General features: G+C 41.2%; 18 protein-coding genes. 6 read left to right on the forward strand and 12 right to left on the reverse strand.

From position 1 onward, the window contains the following. The 5 genes from QE422_RS17185 to QE422_RS17205 all read left to right on the forward strand — a co-directional run bounded on the left by QE422_RS17185 (window position 1) and on the right by QE422_RS17205 (window position 3203). A complete protein-coding gene (locus QE422_RS17185) occupies window positions 1-552 on the forward strand; it encodes a YdeI family protein (protein ID WP_307461132.1) in 552 nt (183 codons plus the stop codon). A 231-nt stretch (window positions 553-783) separates the two neighbouring features. Next, entirely contained in the window at window positions 784-1182 is a 399-nt protein-coding gene (locus QE422_RS17190) for an immunity 22 family protein (protein ID WP_307461135.1), read from the forward strand. A 165-nt stretch (window positions 1183-1347) separates the two neighbouring features. Next, window positions 1348-2100: a protein phosphatase 2C domain-containing protein gene (locus QE422_RS17195; RefSeq protein ID WP_307461137.1), complete on the forward strand. Its 753-nt coding sequence runs from the start codon at window positions 1348-1350 to the stop codon at window positions 2098-2100. Further along, window positions 2097-2705 carry a hypothetical protein gene (locus QE422_RS17200; protein ID WP_307461139.1) on the forward strand — a complete coding sequence of 203 codons (609 nt, stop codon included), beginning with the start codon at window positions 2097-2099 and terminating at the stop codon, window positions 2703-2705. The genes QE422_RS17195 and QE422_RS17200 overlap by 4 nt, the downstream gene beginning before the upstream one ends. Window positions 2706-2789: 84 nt before the next feature. Then, window positions 2790-3203 carry a hypothetical protein gene (locus QE422_RS17205; protein ID WP_307461141.1) on the forward strand — a complete coding sequence of 138 codons (414 nt, stop codon included), beginning with the start codon at window positions 2790-2792 and terminating at the stop codon, window positions 3201-3203. 75 nt (window positions 3204-3278) lie between these two features. Here QE422_RS17205 and polA read toward each other — a convergent pair whose 3' ends face one another. After that, window positions 3279-6110: a DNA polymerase I gene (gene polA / locus QE422_RS17210; protein WP_307461144.1), complete on the reverse strand. Its 2832-nt coding sequence runs from the start codon at window positions 6108-6110 to the stop codon at window positions 3279-3281. Window positions 6111-6209: 99 nt separating this feature from the next. Here polA and QE422_RS17215 point away from each other — a divergent pair, with 99 nt between their 5' ends. Continuing rightward, window positions 6210-6383, forward strand: a complete 174-nt coding sequence (locus QE422_RS17215; protein ID WP_307461147.1) for a hypothetical protein — start codon at window positions 6210-6212, stop codon at window positions 6381-6383. 201 nt (window positions 6384-6584) lie between these two features. On the opposite strand, the gene QE422_RS17220 is transcribed toward QE422_RS17215, so the two are convergent. The 11 genes from QE422_RS17220 to QE422_RS17270 form a co-directional block, all read right to left on the reverse strand. Next, a complete protein-coding gene (locus QE422_RS17220) occupies window positions 6585-7016 on the reverse strand; it encodes a hypothetical protein (RefSeq protein WP_307461149.1) in 432 nt (143 codons plus the stop codon). A gap of 357 nt (window positions 7017-7373) precedes the next feature. Next, window positions 7374-7724 carry an immunity 51 family protein gene (locus QE422_RS17225; RefSeq protein ID WP_307461152.1) on the reverse strand — a complete coding sequence of 117 codons (351 nt, stop codon included), beginning with the start codon at window positions 7722-7724 and terminating at the stop codon, window positions 7374-7376. Window positions 7725-7818: 94 nt separating this feature from the next. Next, window positions 7819-8262: a hypothetical protein gene (locus QE422_RS17230; protein WP_307461155.1), complete on the reverse strand. Its 444-nt coding sequence runs from the start codon at window positions 8260-8262 to the stop codon at window positions 7819-7821. Between the two features lie 9 nt (window positions 8263-8271). Then, window positions 8272-9942, reverse strand: coding sequence for a polymorphic toxin-type HINT domain-containing protein (locus tag QE422_RS17235; RefSeq protein WP_307461157.1), 1671 nt, complete (start codon window positions 9940-9942; stop codon window positions 8272-8274). Window positions 9943-9945: 3 nt separating this feature from the next. After that, on the reverse strand, window positions 9946-10743 hold the full coding sequence (locus QE422_RS17240) for a hypothetical protein (protein WP_307461160.1): 798 nt from the start codon (window positions 10741-10743) through the stop codon (window positions 9946-9948). Window positions 10744-10750: 7 nt separating this feature from the next. Further along, the gene (locus QE422_RS17245; protein ID WP_307461162.1) at window positions 10751-12943 is read right to left on the reverse strand and encodes a type VI secretion system Vgr family protein; all 2193 of its coding nucleotides are present in this window, start codon (window positions 12941-12943) and stop codon (window positions 10751-10753) included. Window positions 12944-13166: 223 nt separating this feature from the next. Continuing rightward, window positions 13167-13577 carry a type VI secretion system tube protein TssD gene (gene tssD, locus QE422_RS17250; RefSeq protein ID WP_307461165.1) on the reverse strand — a complete coding sequence of 137 codons (411 nt, stop codon included), beginning with the start codon at window positions 13575-13577 and terminating at the stop codon, window positions 13167-13169. 472 nt (window positions 13578-14049) lie between these two features. Continuing rightward, window positions 14050-15042: a DUF2931 family protein gene (locus QE422_RS17255; RefSeq protein ID WP_307461168.1), complete on the reverse strand. Its 993-nt coding sequence runs from the start codon at window positions 15040-15042 to the stop codon at window positions 14050-14052. 76 nt (window positions 15043-15118) lie between these two features. Continuing rightward, window positions 15119-16750: a DUF2235 domain-containing protein gene (locus QE422_RS17260; protein ID WP_307461170.1), complete on the reverse strand. Its 1632-nt coding sequence runs from the start codon at window positions 16748-16750 to the stop codon at window positions 15119-15121. A 6-nt stretch (window positions 16751-16756) separates the two neighbouring features. After that, window positions 16757-18694, reverse strand: coding sequence for a type VI secretion system Vgr family protein (locus QE422_RS17265; protein WP_307461173.1), 1938 nt, complete (start codon window positions 18692-18694; stop codon window positions 16757-16759). A gap of 41 nt (window positions 18695-18735) precedes the next feature. Next, window positions 18736-19608, reverse strand: coding sequence for a lytic transglycosylase domain-containing protein (locus QE422_RS17270; protein WP_307461176.1), 873 nt, complete (start codon window positions 19606-19608; stop codon window positions 18736-18738). Window positions 19609-19658 lie beyond the last annotated feature (50 nt).

A 19658-nucleotide genomic window follows, 5' to 3' on the forward strand; every position in this document is an offset into this window, starting at 1 on the left:
ATGAAACCCACCTTCTTTCATACTCCTCAGGAATTCCGCCAATGGCTCGAGAAAAACCATCAGACCGAAAAGGAACTACTGGTCGGCTTTTATAAAGTCGGAACCGGGAAAACTTCAATGACCTGGCCGGAATCGGTGGACCAGGCTTTATGCTTCGGGTGGATTGACGGGGTGAGAAGATCAATTGATGAGGAAAGCTATAGCATCCGGTTTACCCCCAGAAAACCGACCAGCATCTGGAGTGCCGTCAATATCCGGAAAATGGAAGAACTGACCACCACCGGACTGATGACTGAAGCCGGCCTGAAAGCTTTTGCCTTACGAAAAGAAGAAAGATCGGCGGTGTATTCCCATGAAAAAGAACCCGCTGTACTCGATCCGGCATTTGAAAAACAGTTTAAGGCCAACAAAAAGGCCTGGGATTTTTTCATCAATCAGGCTCCGTCCTATCAAAAAGTAGTGCTGCATTGGATTATGGGCGCGAAACAGGAGAAAACGAGAGTTTCGAGGCTTGAAAAGACCATCCGGGAAAGTGAAATGGGAAAAGGGTAATGTAATGAGTGTTTTATGATGTGGCTGGTAACGTAATTCTTGATAGCTTCTTTTCCTTAAGAATACTGCTTTATAATTCCAGTTATCGGATTAAACCTCATAGGTTTTGAAAACCTATGAGGTTTATAAGACCCCAAGCCTCCCGTATCCTTGATAATTTCAGAAAAATTACCGTCCATTTTTTCTCAGATTATCATACCTTTGAACCTTTAATTCAGAAAAAAAGAACCAATGAATACGGATACATTAGATTTTTGGGTAGGAAATTTTCAGAGTGAGGAAGATTTTTATGATTTTGTAGAGGAAGATGAGAACTATTATCTTCTGGAAGAATCCGATGACATCCATATTTCAAAATTTGCAGCTTCGCAGGATACGGTGTGGCTGGAACATGACTTTGTAGAATATGGTTTTGAGGCCGGAAACCGTACGATTTACGAAAAGTTCGCCGATTATTCTTTTGCCGAGCAATGGCTCCCGATCCTGGTGAACCGGCTGAATGAAATCAATCTGAAATTTGAGGTAAACTGCATTATCTTTTTAAACAGCGGACAGGTTCCGAAGCCGGTTTCCGTGGAGGACGACTTTTTCTCGCTGGCTTACGTGGGCGGGATTGAATTCAGTGTCTAAAAAGGCCGTGGATGATGTCAGAACTTTGATAGTTCTGTGATATTCTATGAAGATAGAAGTTTTTATAAGTTACCGAGAGTAAAGCGAAAATTATTATCAAATTAATTTTATCTGAATTCAAAATAATACTTTACAGAACAGGAGATTGTGTATTTTTGCTGTACCATGAATATCTACTCTGCACTGCAAATCGGCGACTACCACCTCAACCACTGTGAAGATTTCCTGATTACCAAATCCATTGGAAGCCATAAAATACTCTGTGCCGTAATGGATGGCTGTTCGACTGCGATGGAAAGCCAGTTTGCTTCTGCCCTTACCGGAAAAATCCTCCGCAAAATCTGTACAGGCAAAAGTTATGAAGAAATGTATTGCAAGAATGGCCAAAATCCTCTCGAAGAAGAACTGAAGGATATCCTGAAACATCTTTTTAACGAAATGGCTGCTGTAAAAAATGCATTGCTTTTGGATGAAAAGGAACTGCTGACTACACTGATTCTTCTTCTGTACGATCAAAAAGAAAATCAGGGAATGGTCTTGTGCATAGGAGACGGATTGGTCTGCATCAACGGAAAAATCACTGAATTTGAAAACGGAAATAAACCTGATTATTTTGCCTATCATCTTAAAGAAGATTTCGAAGATTGGTATCAAAATCAGACTCAGATCATTACTTTTACTGACCTTCAGGACGTTTCCATTGCCACCGATGGCATCGATACATTTTCTAGAGTGATTAGAACAAGTACAGAGGAAAACATTCATCCGGTTGATTATCTTTGTATTAACAATGAATATCATGATTCCGGGGAAATGCTTTTCCGGAAATTAAAGAAACTGGAGCATCATTATGGAATGAAACCAACGGATGATCTGGCTGTAATAAGAGTGATAAATCCTAAAAAATTTAATGGATGATTTCAAAAAAATTGCTTATTATCAACGGTCTTGTCTTGACGATGGTTTTCTGTTCCTATATTTTAGGAATTGCTCTTCTTAACTATCCTTGGTATATGAGCTTTTGGAACTATGTTCAGTGGAATGACATTCTCTATCTTCTTATCACATTAGCATTTCTGGCATTGATTTCATGGATGATCAGCACGCTGAAAATTAAAAATCTTACTGCCAAGAATCGGTTTCTTTTAGTTTACATCATATTATGCAGTTTTTTATCTGGTTATTTTATCTATATTTCCATCGATTCTTACCTTTCAGCTGAAAAAGCAATTGTGCAGATTGAAAACGAATATATCCAGCAGGCTCAAAAAGATGTTAAGAATGGTCATATTATATTCAGGCATGCTGGCGGTTTTGCTATTCCAAATGAATGGGATGGAAAAATTGACAGTATTCACCAAAAGTATGGAATCCAATATCAGAATACCGGCTGCACAGTTGATGCTCTCGAAATAAAAGGTCAGGAAAAATACAAAGAGACCGTTCAGCCGTATCTTGAAAAAAGAAACGGAAAAGGCTGGGAAGAGAGAATGGAAAAAGAGATTAAGATGATAAACAATTAATTTAAGAAGTGTATGATTTTACGAAAACCCGTAATTTTATGAAGAAGGTATAAGATAAATTTGTCTTAATAAAATAATTATACCATGAATTTTAGAAGTTTACTTTTCTTTTTATCTGTTTTCCTGATCACAACTTCGTGCTCAACGAATTATTACACAGTACTCTTAAATGAAGATGTAAAAATGTACAATTCCAGTGACTCTGCATCTGTAATAACGACAATACCTAAAGGAAGTCAGGTTTATCTTTCCTCTCAGCCTGATAAGAAAAACTATAAAAGGATTAAATGGAAAGAATATTCCGGCTGGGCATACAATCCTTCTTACACAAAATACAGCAATTATACTGAAACAAGTTATCCAACTTCTACATACTCTTCATACAGGTCAAGCAGGTCATCATCATCCGGCGGATCAGTTCATGTAAAAGGATATACTCGAAAAGACGGAACTTATGTAAAGCCACACACCAGAAGTTCTCCCTCAAGAAGAAGATAAAATAAAAATGCTTCGGCTTTATTCCAGATATTATGGAATGAAAGCCGAAGCATTTGATTTGTTTAATGTAGTTTATTAATGCGCTTCCAGCCAGTTCTCTCCCACTCCTACTTCCACCAATAGCGGAACCTGGGTTTCAATGGCATTTTCCATTTCCATTTTGATGATGTTGACGGCCAGTTCCACTTCTTCTATTGGAGATTCGAAAACCAATTCGTCATGAACCTGCAAGAGCATTCTGGTCTGCAGTTTTTCTTTTTCAAATTCTTTCTGGATCTTGATCATTGCCATTTTCACCACGTCGGCGGCACTTCCCTGGATCGGAGCGTTAACGGCGTTCCTTTCGGCATGGGCACGAACGACAAAGTTACCGGAACTGATGTCTTTCAGGTGGCGCTTCCTTCCCAGGATGGTTTCCACATAACCAATTTCACGGGCTTTTTTCACCTGGTCTGCCATGTAAGCTTTCAATTTTGAGTAGGTTTCGAAATAGGCTTCGATCATCTGTTTAGCCTCACTTCTGGACAATCCGGTCTGCTCTGCCAAAGCAAAGGCACCCTGACCGTATAAAATCCCGAAATTAACGGTTTTGGCCTGGCTTCTCTGGATTTTGGATACTTCTTCCAATGGAATATTGAAGAGTTTTGCCGCCGTGGAAGCGTGAATATCTTCCCCGTCTTGGAAGGCTTTGATCATGTTGTCTTCGCCGGAAATCTCAGCAATCAGACGCAGCTCGATCTGGGAATAATCGGCAGAGATAATCTTTTTCCCTTCGCCAGCCACAAATGCTCCACGGATCTGCTGGCCTCTCAACGTCCGGATCGGGATGTTTTGCAGGTTCGGGTTAACACTCGCCAGACGGCCTGTTGCGGCAGTGGTCTGGGAGAAATTGGTATGCACCCGGTTGTCCGATTTTTCAATCTGGGACGGCAGGGCATCCACATATGTTGATTTTAATTTCTGATAAGTCCTATATTCTAAAATATGCTGGATGATTTCATGCTTGGTGGCCAGTTTTTGAAGGATATCTTCCGAAGTCGCGTACTGCCCGGTTTTGGTTTTCTTGGCCTTTGGGTCTAGCTGCATTTTTTCAAACAGGATTTCACCGAGCTGTTTTGGGGAGTTGACGTTGAATTCTTCTCCGGAAAGTTCAAATATTTTGGCTTCCAGCTGTCTCAGGTCATTTTCCAGGTCAATGCTTTCCTGCGCCAGCCATTTTTCGTCCAGTGAAATCCCTGCGAGTTCCATTTTAGCAAGAACTTCCATCAGCGGCATTTCAATGTTGAAGAACAGATCTTCCAAATTTTCCTTCTTTAACTGCGGAGCAAAAAGCTCGTACAACTGGAACGTTACGTCGGCATCTTCTGCTGCATAATCGGTTTGGGTTCTCAGATCCGCATCCCGGAAGTTGCCCTGGTTTTTGCCTTTCTTTCCGATGATGGTTTCGATGGAAACCGGTTTATAGCCTAAGTAGATTTCGGAAAGGTAATCCATTCCGTGTCTGCCATCCGGGTTCAGTAGGTAATGGGCGATCATGGTGTCAAACATCGCTCCTTTTACGGTAATATTATATCTTCTCAGAATTTTATAGTCGAATTTCAGGTTATGCGCCACTTTCAGAAGGTCTTCCTTTTCAAAGAACGGCCTGAAAATTTCCAAAGTCTGCAACACTTCTCCCTGGTCTTCAGAAAGCGGAACGTAATACGCCAATCCTTTTTTATAAGAAAAGCTCATACCTACCAGTTCGGCTTCCAGCTCATTCAGTGAAGTAGTTTCCATATCGAAACATACCACCCTCTGCTGTAAAAGATTTCTCACAAGCATTTTCTGTGCTTTCGGATTATCTACAAACTGATACAGATGATCATTGTGCTCGATGGTTGATTTCGTTCCGGCTGCCTGGTCCATTTCTTCATACGTAGCAAAAAGGTCCAGCTGACCTACTGCCTGAGCGACTTTCTGCTGCGGTGTCGTTTCGGTGACGGTAACTTCCACGGTTGCTGTTCCGGTAACGATCGGCGCAAAAGCTCTGTATAAATTATCGTACAGTCTTCTGAACTCGATTTCATCGAAGACTTCCTTTACTTTTTCAAAATCCGGAGTTTCCAGGTCATACTGTTCCTGATGGAATTCCACCGGTGCATCGCAGATGATGGTCGCCAACTTTTTAGACAGGATGCCTCGCTCTGCCGAAGCTTCTACTTTTTCTTTCAGCTTCCCTTTCAGTTCATGGGTGTTGGCCAGCAGGTTTTCAATGCTTCCGTATTCTTTCAGGAATTTCATTGCGGTCTTTTCACCCACTCCATCAAGACCGGGAATGTTATCGACCGAATCGCCCATCATCGCAAGGAAATCGATGACCTGTTTAGGCCTCTCAATCTGGTATTTGGCTTTTACTTCTTCCACGCCTAAAATTTCAACTTCGCTTCCTTTTAGTCCGGGTTTGTAGATTTTTATCTTATCGGTAACCAACTGGGCAAAATCTTTATCCGGCGTTACCATAAAGGTCGTATAGCCTTCTTTCTCCGCTTTGCAGGCAATGGTTCCGATCACGTCATCGGCTTCATATCCGGGCACGCCCAGAATCGGAATGTGCATAGCCTGCAGGATCCGGTGAATGTAAGGGATCGCCGCCGTAATGGCTTCAGGCGTTTCGCTCCGGTTGGCTTTGTATTCAAGAAAATCGGAGGTTCTTACACTGGCTTCCCCAACATCGAACACAACGGCAAGATGGGTCGGTCTCTCCCTACGGATCAGTTCGATCAAAGAATTGGTAAAACCGAAGATGGCAGAAGTGTCCAGTCCGGCACTGGTGATCCGAGGGCTTCTGATCAATGCGTAATATCCCCTGAAAATCATTGCATAGGCATCGATGAGAAAGAGCCTTTTATCCTGTGTTGCGTCCATATTTTCCATAAAGAACAAAGATAAGGAATTAGTTTTCTTTTTTCAACTGAAACCCGAGATTCGGAAATATTGTGTGGGTTTACATTCAGGATTTGCATCATGCTGGAAGATGTTACGCTTTCTGTGCTGGTCTTATATTTTGACGTTGATTTTTTCATCGGGTTGCAACCCGATGCTGATGTAAACCGCCCCTTTGGGGCTGACCTAACGTTAAAGGCAGAAATACTAACTGAAGATAAATCTGTTTTGGAAATTACAAATATTTGGATGTGATGATTCAATTTTCATCGGGTTGCACCCGATGCTGATGTAAACCGCCCCTTTGGGGCTGGCCGGAATTAACGTTGGAGATTTTATCAAAGATGAGACGGATTTTAAAAATCAACAACAGGGATTATTATGGCAAATGTCAATCTTTTTAGTGTTGGGTTGGTCATTTGGTCCTGATATCTTTTTGGAGAATACCTTTTTTTATCAACAGTCATTGTTTTCGTAGTTGATTTTTTCCAGCATGTCTTTGTAGCTTTCAATCTGTTTCGGACCGATCTTTTGCTCTTGAAGGATTACGGGCAGCTGTCTTTTTCCGTCTGGGCTGATCCAAATGCCTTTCATCAGGTTTCCTTCTTTTCTCAGGATCATGAGACCTGTAAAACCGTATTCCACCATCGCGTACTGGTTTTTACCGTTTCCGGAGATGCTGAGCTGCAGCCAGTTGCTTATTTGATCGTACCTGTAGATTCCGTTGTAAAAAGGATCTGCTCCACAACCGTTTTCCTCTTCCTGAAGATACAGGGTCACCGGCATTTTACTGTCGACAGTTCCTTGGTAGAGAAAAGATTTCGTCTGTGCCTTAAAGGAAACAGATATTCCGGACAGGGCAATAAATAAAAGAAAAGTTCTGATCATTTCTAAATTTTTAATATTTTAATAAAAGTAAGAAATCCCGCTGTTCCTGAAAAGTCCAGGCAAACAACCGGAGGTCTTCTGCCCTAGCCCGGATTGAGCGGCCTGTCTGAGCTCTTTTTACGGAAGGACCGGGCCAGGCGTAAAAAAGCGAGTAGTGAAAGCCGGAAAAAGCTCCTGAAAATAGGTATTGGTGGATGGTGGGCGGTGAATGGTGAATGGTTAATAGTGAATTGTCAATAGTAAATGGTTAACAGCCGATAGCCAGTAGCCAGTGCCAGTAGCTAAAAATAATGTTTATGTGTAATTGCGGGGGTTTTTCCGTTAAAAAAGACCCCGGGTGAGGTCTTGGTATTTTGGTTAATCGATTTCTGCTTTCAGGAAGAGGTCCTGGATCTGCACTTCATCTTCGCAGGTCTTTCTGAACTCGGTGATGAATTCCTTTAGCCGGTCCGGGTTTTCGGAATAAGCGCAGAACATATCGGCTTCGGGGTCGAATTTGACATCTTCCGCCAGATCAGGCCTTTTTTCTTCAATGAAGATTTTCGCCAGCGAGGCCCAGTCATCCCCATTGCCTTCGAAACCTTCGTCTTTCCTCCATTCGAAGATTTCGGGCTTGTAGGTTCCGGCGTTTAAACATACTGAAAAAGTTTTGTCTGAGGCTACCCAGAAAAAGGGCTTGATGGCCGTTTCAAAATTGTAGGCTTCCATACTTTTAAGTTTGATTTAGTTTAAGTAACTTAAAGATACGGAATTTCTTTTTTGATTAAAATTTTATAACATTTATTAACTTTTTCAGCAATTTTTATTCTTTTACCGGAATTGCCATGTCTTCCATACAGTTTTTAAGGATTGTGCTGATGTAGTTTCCTTTTTTTCTTGAAATACATGCAGTAGCAAAGGTAAGAGGCGCAATATATTTTTCACCTATATAATCCGGGCTTGTAAGAACAGGCATCATAAAATAAGCATTTGTCTTATCTTCGGTATCCATAAACCATTTTCCGCCAATATGTTTACGAAAGGTTTCTCCGATATAAATAGTCAACAAATCCAAAAGTTCCGTATTTTCTTTTAATTCTAATCTATCATTAAAATTACTGATAATCCAGCTTTCCAATTCATCAAGCGACTTTATACTGTAATCCAGATTTAAGTTGTTTTTTTTCGCAAATTCTTCAGTAAATGAATCCATTTTATCGTCAATATAAAATATCCAATCCTGAAAATTTTCTTTTGTGTATGACATATTAATTATTTAAGGTTTATGTGAAACTGTAATTCCTGCTGCTTTTAACTCATCAAGAAGTGGTTGACTGGCTCCTCCTTCAATTCTCCATTCAATATCCCAGCCTTTTCTGACCAATGCTTTATCTCTCTGAATTTCGTACATAATTTCTTCTGTTCTCGAAAAATAGTTACCCGATTTAACCTCAACACCCATTTTATTTTCTACATCTGCAATATCTAATCTGCGATTAACCGTTTGTCCGTTTACGTCTACTTTTACTGTAGCTTCCCTTGTTCCCCATCCAATCTCTTTATGATAAGCATCTGCGGCGGCATTTCCTTTATTAGCATTTTGAATGGCAACCTCATATTTCTTGCTCCAATCGTTATAATTTAATTCTCCGCCCCTTGCCTGATAATCTTCCCACCTCTGGGCTTTATGTTCCGGAGTTCCAGCTTCAGGCTTATACCCATTATGCACTAAAATTCCATCTTCAGTCACATAATAATTTTCGTTTCCTTCAATATCAAAATTAAAAACTTTTTCATAATGTGGCAAAGTTTCTATGCTTATTACTGTGGTATAGTCTCCTCCTTTTAAATGTAATACATCACCGGGCTGCAGGTCTCGCGCCTCAATCCATTCATCATTACAGAAAAAACGGTGCTCCGGGGTTACTCTTACAAACTCCCCTGTCGGTAATTCGATGGTGAGCATCTGCAAAGTAAACCTTTCGTGTTTTTTAAGAATAGGTTTATACTCCTGTTCCTTCGTTAACTCATTATACGTCAATACTAAATTTCCTTCAAATAAATTTTCAATATCAGCCAACCCATTTACTGTATGTACTTTTGTACCAGCGGGAAAACAAACCAGGCTCGCCCCTTTTGCTGCAAAGACACTCAAAATCAGGGCGATACTGCTTTCTTTTAATTTATCCAAGGTATCCTGATCGCTGCTCCAGATATTGTACTGCTCATAGTATGCTCCTCCAATTCCCAGCCCTCGCATGATCTTACAAAAAGTAGGCGCTTTCATAAAACCTTTAAAGGTAAATTGCTCAATAAGCTCTTTTTTAGCAGTATTGGCGAATTGCCGTCCGAATTCTCTTCCAAAAGTAGCTGCCCCCTGCCTGGTTGCCAGTGCAGAAACACCTCCTGCAGCAGAGGTGGCTCCCATGGTCATAGCTCCCAAGCCTCTTCCTGCCAAAAAACCAAAAGCGAAATTGGCAACGTGACCGAGATTCGTTAAGGCTGCACTTCCCCACGCTTCCCAAACGGTTTCTTTTGGCGTAATAGTTCCCCCTTCTACCGGACACATCATGACCGAAAATAGCGTAAGTGCTTTTTTCCCATAAATCTCCAAGACAGGGGATTGTTTGGTCCAGATTCTTTGTGTAGCAGCAGATTTACATTTTATATATCCAACGGCTATCGCAGCTACAATGGCTGCTGCAATAAGCGCAGCAACAAGCCAGCCCGGTCCCGGAATACAGCAGCAGATTCCCGCAGCCGCCCCTGCTATGAACGCCACATTCCCGAGACACAAAAAATTATTATCCTTTAGTGTATCTTCTTCCGTAGCAGCTAAATGACCACTCATGTACGTGGTTTTCTGGCTCGTAACTTTCATTTGTTTGGGAGCCATCCCTTTGCTACAGACCAGATAATGTTTTTCGGTGAGATACTGTTCTTCCATAATCTATTCTTCCAAAGTTAGCCGAAGATAGGAATGGTTGTAATAAAACTCGCCCAACTCCTCGGTAATGGTAAAATCAGACTCTAATAATGTAATATTATCATAAACATATTTTCCTGTCATTTTATATTCAGGATGCATGTAATTGTCTTTTGTAAATTGTCGCAGCCGTTCAATCACTTTATTGTCACGAACCATTTTTCCTTCGTAGTTTCGTTCAATAGCTCCGTTTTCCAGATCCTTTTCCCTTAAATTGATATTGACCGGAATTACGACTCCTGCCCCGAACCTGTCCATTTCATTTTTCTTAATATATTTCGTACCTCCGCTGTCAACACTTTGCCTGAAAATGAAAAAATACTGATGCAGAAAATGAATAAACCGAATATTTTTGATCTCCATTTCTTCATTGCTCAACTCAAATTCTTTAGCACGAATAACCTCATAAGATTCCAGCGGATGCGCATTGGTAAGCCAGGCTTTTACTTTCTGCCATTTGTCTCGTATCTGATCTCTGTTAAATACTTTTTCAATTATACCCTCTGCATTTATTCCTATTTCGATTTCTTTATAGATACTGCATATCCTGTTGGTCATTTCTGCAATCTGCGTCATGATGGGATCTTCATAATCGTCCAGCGCATATAATGATTCCACAATATTAAACCGGTACAGATCGTCTTCCAAACCTTTATAAGTGATTTCATTTTTAATTCTAATCTTATAGTCACTTTTTACACTATGAACTTTTGTAGTTCCTATGATTTCTGTATTATATTTAAAGGTTTTATCCTTTTCCATTTTTGAATCAGGTATTAATTTTCACTTTCGGCCCGCCGATATTCACTTCCGTTTTACCGGCAATATTGGTTTTCTTGCTTCCGATATTAAATTCATTTGAGCCTGAAGCAGTTATTTTTTCTGTTGCATCCATAATGATTTCCTTGCCGTTGATGGTAATTTTTCCATCTTTATTAATAACAATTGTGCTTGCTCCGACGACTATCTTAAATTCTGTATTGGCCGTTAAAGACACATTTCCGGCTTTATCCATCTGAAGAACGGATGCATCTGCAACGTTGATCATACTTGTATTTCCCGCCTTGACCATATTGTTGTTTCCAACGGTTACGGTTTTATCATTATTGGCATTGGTAACAGCATTTCCCGCCCCGTCAAACTTCATATTGGCGCCGCCCTGATCGGTAAGGAATACCGAACCTTCACCGTCATTAAGTTCCAGCTTGTTGCCGCTCCGGGTGCTCAGGCTTTTGATATTGTTTCCGGTTCCGCCGCCTCCGCCTACCTGGCCGTGGAACATTCCGCCCATGACGAACGGCCGGTCGGGATGCTGGTGTACGAAATTGACAATTACCTGATCTCCAACTTCGGGGATCGCCATGAATCCTCTGTTTTTACTGACTTTATCGCTGGCTCCCGCATCCGGGGTCATGACGCGAATAAATTCTGTGGTAGACGATCCATTCTGCCAGTCAAACTGAACCTGAACCCTTCCCTGATTCAGCGGATCGGTATTGGAAATCACCTTGGCAAACTGAGGTTCGGCCCTCGGAATTTCAAATTCGGGACGCGGGATATATTCACAGTCTGCGGCAATCGCTTCGAATGTTCCGGTATAATAACCGCGGGCATCCACTTCATGGCAGACTTCTGTCATCAGGATCTTTGTAAAATAGGAAGTGTCGTTTGTTTCCGATTTCCTCATTTCCAGGTCTGCCGGGCATCCGGGGTAAAGAAAAGGTACCGTGGTTGTACCGGAGGTCACAAAAACTTCCGAAGCTTTGCTTCCTGCCGTTCCTTTTTGTGAAGCATCAACATCCATAAAAGATGAGGCTTTTATAGGAGCTACCCTTAGAGAAGGAGTAGTAAAGGTTTTTTCTGAAATTTCATACGCTCTTTTCGCGATGTCTGAGGCGTGGTTTATTTTTGAGTTTCCGGTCACTAACCGCTCATTTTTGCTGCTGTTGTAGCCATAAAAGCTTGGATTCACATGCTGTGCCTTCATCCTGATCTTTACATCATTCACACTGCTCCCGTAGGTAAGCTTTATAGGTTTTTCCTGCGGCGGAAGCTTTCCGAAATGGAGCACTTCACCATCATAATAAAACTGTTCACCATAGGCTTCTGCCATTCGGGCCAGGTAATTATAATGGGTTTCTTCATACTGCGAACTGTAGGACACATTGCCGTGCCGGGCATCGATCCTGAAATCAAACTTTCCCTGCCCCAGACCTTCTTTTATTACCTGATCGGCGATACTGTTGAGGCTGATTTCCTGTGTACCGCCAAAACTCTGAATGTGTGGAGCGGCGTCGAGAAGAACAGTAGGACTGTAACCTGTTAACATAATATTTCCCAGGCTGCCCTTTTCCTGGCTGAATCCCACTTCCGTAATAACACCGACAAAGCTTCTTTCCGGACCTTCTTCGACGTCTTTGTATTTAAAGATGACGGTAATTCTCTTGCCTAAAAAGTTCTGTGCTTCGTCAAGATTATGGTTTTCCGTATTCGCCAAAGCATCGTGTGCCAGCATCAGACTGAATTCGTGATGCCGGGTAGCGCTCTGTTTCAACTGAAAATGTTTGAAATGCTTTATTGCCTTTCCTTCTATAATAATGTAGAGCTTCACGACACGGTTGATGCCATGGATCTGACTTTCGGGAAGTGCCTTGGCGTTATGTATTTTGGACGTTGGCTGGCGGGACCATACTTTATTTTCTACCACAGAAGGTGTATTATGCTGCATCTTCTGATTCATCAGCATTCCAGAAGCCCCGGAAACCATTCCGGTATAAGCTTGTGCCTGCGTAAGTTGCTGTGTAGTCTGCTGAACCGTCCGGTTTGTATTTTCCTGAATTTTTTCAGCAGCCCTGTTTACGGCCTGATCTGCTGCTGTCTCCTTTAACCCTTCGAATGGTGTAGGGATAGAAGATTTTCCTGAAGGAACAGGGATTTTCGGATTGTTGCCATCCTTAAACATGCTTGTAATTTTAATTGATTTGATGTGTTTTATTTACGGCTAAAATTTATTCAAAGAGTATTATTCGATAAATTTTTATTAATCAAGTTTCAGCACAACCCAATAGATTATGGATGCGGCTGAATTCATGAAATAATCTGATTTCAAAAAAAAACAGAATAGCTACTCTAATGAGCTATGCTATTCTGTAACCAATTTTATTTTACTAAGATGATTGTAAGGTTTAGTTGCTGCCTCCAGGCCATAGACCCTGGTAATTGGAATTTCCGTAATCGATGCTTTCCGCACTTACCACGAAACTGATCAGCATGCTGTTTTCGTCTACGGCATCAAAGTCTACTTCATGTTGGATAACGTATCCGTTGTTCCATGTCAGGGTAATTAAAGTACCTTCTTCATGGGATTTATTAAAAGTAATTTCACCTGTAGTCGGCTTGTATTTTCCGTTCAGTAAGCTTTCCAGAATGTCTGATTTTTCAGTAGCTTCTACGGTAAGCTTAATCAGTGCATTGGATGGGTCTGATGCTACTCTCCCGGAAACATCCGTAGATCGTGATACGCTGTAGTTCAGCCTTAATAATTTCTGACCCTCTCCGCCGTTGAATTTTAAGATTCCTCTTGAATTTGCTGCCATGATGGTAAATTTTAATCGTTAATATTTTGTGATTTGGTTGATTTGTTGAGTCAAAGATAGACCTCTTATTTTTAACCTGAAAGTAATTAAAGTGCAATTTCATCTTTTGTAGTAATACTACGATTTGATGTCGTAATTCTACGATATTAGAAATAATAAAATCCATAAGTAAATTAAAATCAATAAATTAATACCTTTTAAATACAATTTAAAAGGCATGTTTTTTACACAATTAAGAGAAATATTATAATTAAATTTAGATAAATTTAACAATTATTAACATTTTTAAACAGGTATTAAAATAAAAAATTCCGGTAATTAATCTACCGGAATTTTTTAAGATCGAATTGGATCATCTAAAAATCTATTCTTTTAAAAATTAATAATCATTCTAATTTTAGTTAACCGCAAACACTTGCGAAAAGTACTTAAAAAGAACGGGTAGCCATTTAATCATCATTTTACGATCATATTATTTATAAGACTCTTTAAACTTAAAATCGCTTTTGTAAATCCTTGTACTGTCAACCGGTACCGGCTGATTATCGATCATGATTTGCATACTGTTGTTGTCCGGTGCTATTTTGAAATCCATCTTAAAATCTTTGCCTGCTCTCTGAAACTGTTCATTAACTTTTTCCCAGTTAAAGAATGCGCGTCCTTCAAAAGCCTCTCCTTTTCCGGTTTCCCAGAAGAAAGACATCTCCTTAGGAACAGCCCGTTCTTTTACCGGCGGCTTTATTCCCCAGGGACGAAGCATAATTTCCGTTTCCCCATTGTAATATTCGGACTGTGTTCGGAATAAGCGGAAAGCTTTGTTTTCTGAAGTAATGAAAGGAGCCCACGAATACCTTTTCTGATACTCTTTCCACTTCTGGGGCGAAGCATCCGGCATAAACATGCGCTGTTTGATTTCCTCCCGTGTCTGCGAAATGTCGGCAAACATTTTATCCGCGTATTTTTTGTCATCTTTTACTTCCGTAGCCTGGAATTCCCCGAGTTGTACCGATACATAACCGTAGCGGAACCAGACTACAACCATCCCCTTCGGAGCGAATCCGAAAACAAGGGTTGCAAATTTATAATAGGACTTTCCGAACTTGTTGTATTTTTCGTAATAATCCGGTTCATCTTTAATACTGATAAATTCTTTTAGAGGCTCGTCGGAAGAATCAGATTCATTATTGGAATAAGCCCTTTGTACAAGGGACAATACTTTATCTTTAGGAAAATCCGCTTTCAGGTGGTAAAATTTATCTTCGTACCTTGAAAAATAAACAATATCGGCTCCTATCGGTGTTCCTCCCTGTTCCGAAAAACCTTTTCCTGAATCACCCCAGGTTCCGGATGAGCTACCATAAGGCAGATGGGAAGGGACACCCTCCAAAGTAATAATTTTATCTTCCACCGGAGTAATCATATAATTATTCCATGGATGCGAGATCTGTACATCATAACTAGGCATAGGCATCTCTTTTTTCTTTATATCCTGACAGTTTACAAGTTGGAGCATGCCCAAGGCAACCATAAAATTTTTCCATTTATCCATTTAATATATATCTTTTGCGTTCTGCGGCAGGTCTCGGCCCGGATATCCTCGGTCCCATCCCAAAAGAATCCAGATTGGCCGACCAATGCAGGTATGAGTTGCGTAGCTTTTTAATATCAATTCCAGAATCAAGATAAGAGTAACCCTTTACTTTACTTATATATTCTCCTGCTGAAGGATGTTTTCCGGAATTATAATCATTTACATACTGGTTTCTTATATTATTACATGGAGCAATATATCCGCCGATAAGTTTATTGCTTATTTCTTTAATAAAACCATCTCTGATTTTGTAATCCCCTAACAAGCCCTCATCATATTTTACATTAAACTGTTTGGAATAATAAACCATATGTTCGAGAGAAACTTTATCGTATTCATTTGATACTTTTTTTCTCCTTCCCCAAAGCTCATATTTTATAAGGGTGACCCGCGATGGAATTACTTTAGATTCTATACTGATTTCTTCAGGGTTAAACCAGCCTTCCTCGATTAATATTTCTCTGAACTTTTTGCATTCGCTGTCACTATTCACCTCTGCATACAACAGCACATTCTCCGGATCATTATTTACATATCCACCACCAATATCGGAATGTACTCCGGGTAAGGTAAGCTGTAATCCGCGAATTCCGGCACTGTCGATATTGGTGAGGCTGAAATTGTCCCGATATTCGTCCGAAGAAGCCAGCTGTAGTACGAAAGAAGCATTTCTTACAGCGTTAAGCCCCAATTGCTTGGAGTCATCATCAATAATGCTTAAGCCAAATACAGAAGTTCCTTTATGGTTTATCCCATATGAAGCAACGGTATCATACAATCCTATAAAATTGAACCGTACGGTTTTTGCTTCTACTTTTTCATTGATCAGGCAAGCTCCAAAATAACCGTATTTCAGCAAAGGTGAGTCAGGATCATTGATGATAATGTATTGCGAAGGCATCGGCTCTGCATCCGATTTTTCATAGAATGCAGGCGGATAAACCATAATCTGCTTATCTGAAATAATATCCGAATTGGCTGTTGTACTGGCAATATGCACAAAATGACGGGCCGCTGCGGCTCCTCTGCTGAATCCGTAAACATTTACCGTAAGTACATCGATTTTTTTACCCGGAAATTTCCGCTGAACGGCTTCGGCTCCTTTTACACAACCTTTAGTCGCTTTTCCTTTTACTCCTCTTTCATTCAGTCCCATCCCTGCGCCGCGTACCGGCAGTCCCAGCGTATCATTATCAGATTTTTCATCTACGGTACCGATTCCCTCGACATAATAAGCAACCTGATTCTGGGCATTCGGATCAATAGCATCATATCCTTTCGCTACATTACTGAAGTCATTTGCATAGCTCCCTTTGGGCGAAGTCTGACGGCTGCCGGCCATCGTGTTGGTCCTGTTATTTAAGGTTCCGTCAAAAAAAAGGTTTAATGTAACATCAATGGTGTTGACAGGTTTATCGTTCGGATTAATCTTTTCCGCCGGATTATAGCTTACGCCGGTTTCATTGCCTTTCTGCTCTACGGAAACGACGCTGTTGTGCACGATTCCTTCTTTGGCATACGTGCGGTAATCTCCGCTGGTGCGGATAACCGCCTTTCCTTCTACGATATATTCAATGCTCATGATCAATTAGTGATTTTTGGATTTCTCGCCACTGTTGTTCTGAACTTCTTTTTCTGCGTGATGCTCTACTTTTCCTTCGCTGTTGATTTCTACACCTTTCATGGAAGTGAGCTTGTGTTCTTTTTCCCCATAAACTTCCATATCACCTTTTACGTAATGACTCATTCTTCCCACGACATTGGTCATAAAATCCGCGCCGGTAGAAAGGTATTTCATAGAACCCACACTTTCTGTATGATTCACCATAATAGTATCAGACTTATTCATTCCAACATTGGTCGTCATATTCATCCCGACATTGATGTTCATATTCTTACAGTTAAACGTCATTGTTTCGGGGGCTGTAATCGTAATATTGCTTCCGGTAGTATCCAGATGAATTTCGTTGCCTGATTTATCGGTAATGATGATGCTTTCGTCCTCAGTAAAAACAACCCGGTGACCGCTTCGGGTCTGGATGGATTTCACCCTGTTATCCATACCGCCGCCGAGACCGACTCCACCATGAAACATTCCGCCCATTACGAAAGGTCTGTCCGGATGGCTGTGTACAAAGTTCACCATAACCTGGTCCCCAACTTCCGGAATCGCAACATATCCCCTATTCTGGGTAATCTGATCTGTACCTCCCGCATCCGGGCTCATCATTCTGATATAATGAGTAGTGTCATTCGTCTGCCAATCAAACCGTACCTGGACTCTTCCCTGCCCTTCCGGGTCTGCATTTGAAATTACAGTAGCGATCTGCGGTTCTGCTTTCGGCATTTTAAATTCCGGTTTCGGCATAAAGCCTGTATCCGAAGCAATTCCTTCAAAGCTTCCGGTATAATGACCAATGGTATCTATTTCATGAGAGGCTTCCGTAACCATGATCCGGGTAAAGTAATCCGACTCGTTGCTGTCTACTTTTCTCATCTGAACATCCACGACACAGCCCGGATGAAGAAAAGGAACGGTTGTATTTCCGGAAAGAGAAAATACGTTAACGGCTTCGCTTCCTGCCGTACTTCTCTGCGAATACTCCACATCGAGATGGGTGGATGCTTTAATCGGGGCTACCTGTAAAGCAGGGGTCTTATATATTTTTTCATTATGAGCGTAAGCCGTTTTTGCCAGGTCGCTTACATGCTGAATCGGTGTCTCGCCCGATGTCAATTTTTCATTTTTACTGCTGTTGTATCCGTAAAACTGCGGTTTTGTATGCACCGCCTTTAATTCTACCCTGATATCATTGGCACTGCTGCCGTAGGTTAATCTGATTGGCTTATTCTGAGGCGGAAGCTTTCCGAAATGCAGGACTTCCCCATCATAATAAAACTGTTCGCCATACGCTTCGGCCATTCTTGCCAGATAATTGTAATGCGTTTCGTCATACTGACTGCTGTAAATAATCTGCGAATAATTATTTGTATCCACTCTTATGTCGAAACGGCTGGGATCGATCCCCTGCTTAATCACTTCAGTGGCAATGATCCCCATGTTGACGGGCGAAGCGCCGCCAAAGCTCTGGATATGCGGAGCACCATCCAGCAGGATGGTCGGACTGTAGCCGGTAAGCACAATATTTCCGAGGCTCATTTTTTCCTGGCTAAATCCTACTCCTGTAATAACGCCTACAAAAGTTCTTTCCGGACTGTTATCAATGTCTTTATAGGAAATAACGGCCGTCAGACGTTTCCCGAGAAATTTATTGGCTTCTTCAAGAGTGTGGGTCTGCCGTCCGCCCAAAGCGTCATGGGCCAGCGTTACACTGAATTCATGATGTCGCCTTGCGCTTTGAATAAGTTTGAAATGCTTATAATATTTTATAACTTTCCCTTCGATGACCAAGGAAAGCTTTACCAGCCTGTTGATCCCGGTATGGTGGTTCTGGGAGATTCCGTCGGCATTCTGTGAAGGACGGAATGAAGGGCTTTTCAATATATCTTGTGGTTCTGTTTTCATATTTCCTGTGATTTGGATAGGTTAAACATGATTTCAAAAGGCTACTGCCTGATCGTTGGTGTATTTGATTCTTTAACGGATCTGGAAAGGATTTTCGTCTTTCTGAGTAAAAAATCGGGCATCAGATCGGTGGGAAGATATAAGATGCTCTGCCCTTTCTGCTTCAGCTCATCATTAATTCCGGGATTCCACGAAAGGAGCTTTTCCACGTCAACGTCGAGTTCGTCTGCAATAATATTTAAATTAAAACCTGCATTAATATCTGTTTCGGCCAGCTGGGAATTGTCTTTTCCGCTTCCCCCTTTTACAAAGAATACGGTATTCATTCTGGATGAATTGTAGTTGCTCAGCACGTTCTGCAGTTCTCCGGTAGCATAGCATGCATTCAGGTATTTTTTAACGTGGTTGATGGTTTCTTCCGGTAAAAATTTATAAAAAACATGATATTGCGAAGAGTTAGCTGCCGCCATCGCTTTTGCAATATTCCCTTCTCCACAGTTGTAGGCTGCCACTACCGTGATCCAGTTGTTGTATTTCTTGTACAGGTTGGCCAGAGAAACGGTTGCTGTCTTAGTGCTTTTGTACAAATCATTCCTGTTTTGTTCCGTAAGACCATATTGGTTGGCATGAGCGGTCATAAACTGCCAGACACCGACTGCTCCGGCTCCGGAAGTGATGTTCCTGTTGAAGTGGGACTCGATCAGGGCCAGGTTTCTCAAATGCCTGGGCAGTCCTTTCTGTACCAGAGAATATTCGATAAAATCTACGATTTCTTTATTGGCATTGATGATGCTCCGGTATCTTTTCACGCTGTTTTCCGAGGTATCGGAAGCCGCCAGAAACTGGGCATTCACAAACGGTGAAGCCAAAAGCAAGATGGCCGTGCATATGATATTTCTGAGATTTGGTTTCATTTTTTTATAATTACATGATAAAAGGCTTTTCAACCTATTATTTTAAGTTT

It is taken from the genome of Chryseobacterium sp. SORGH_AS_0447, assembly GCF_030818695.1.
In the GTDB taxonomy this organism is placed as follows: Bacteria; Bacteroidota; Bacteroidia; order Flavobacteriales; family Weeksellaceae; genus Chryseobacterium.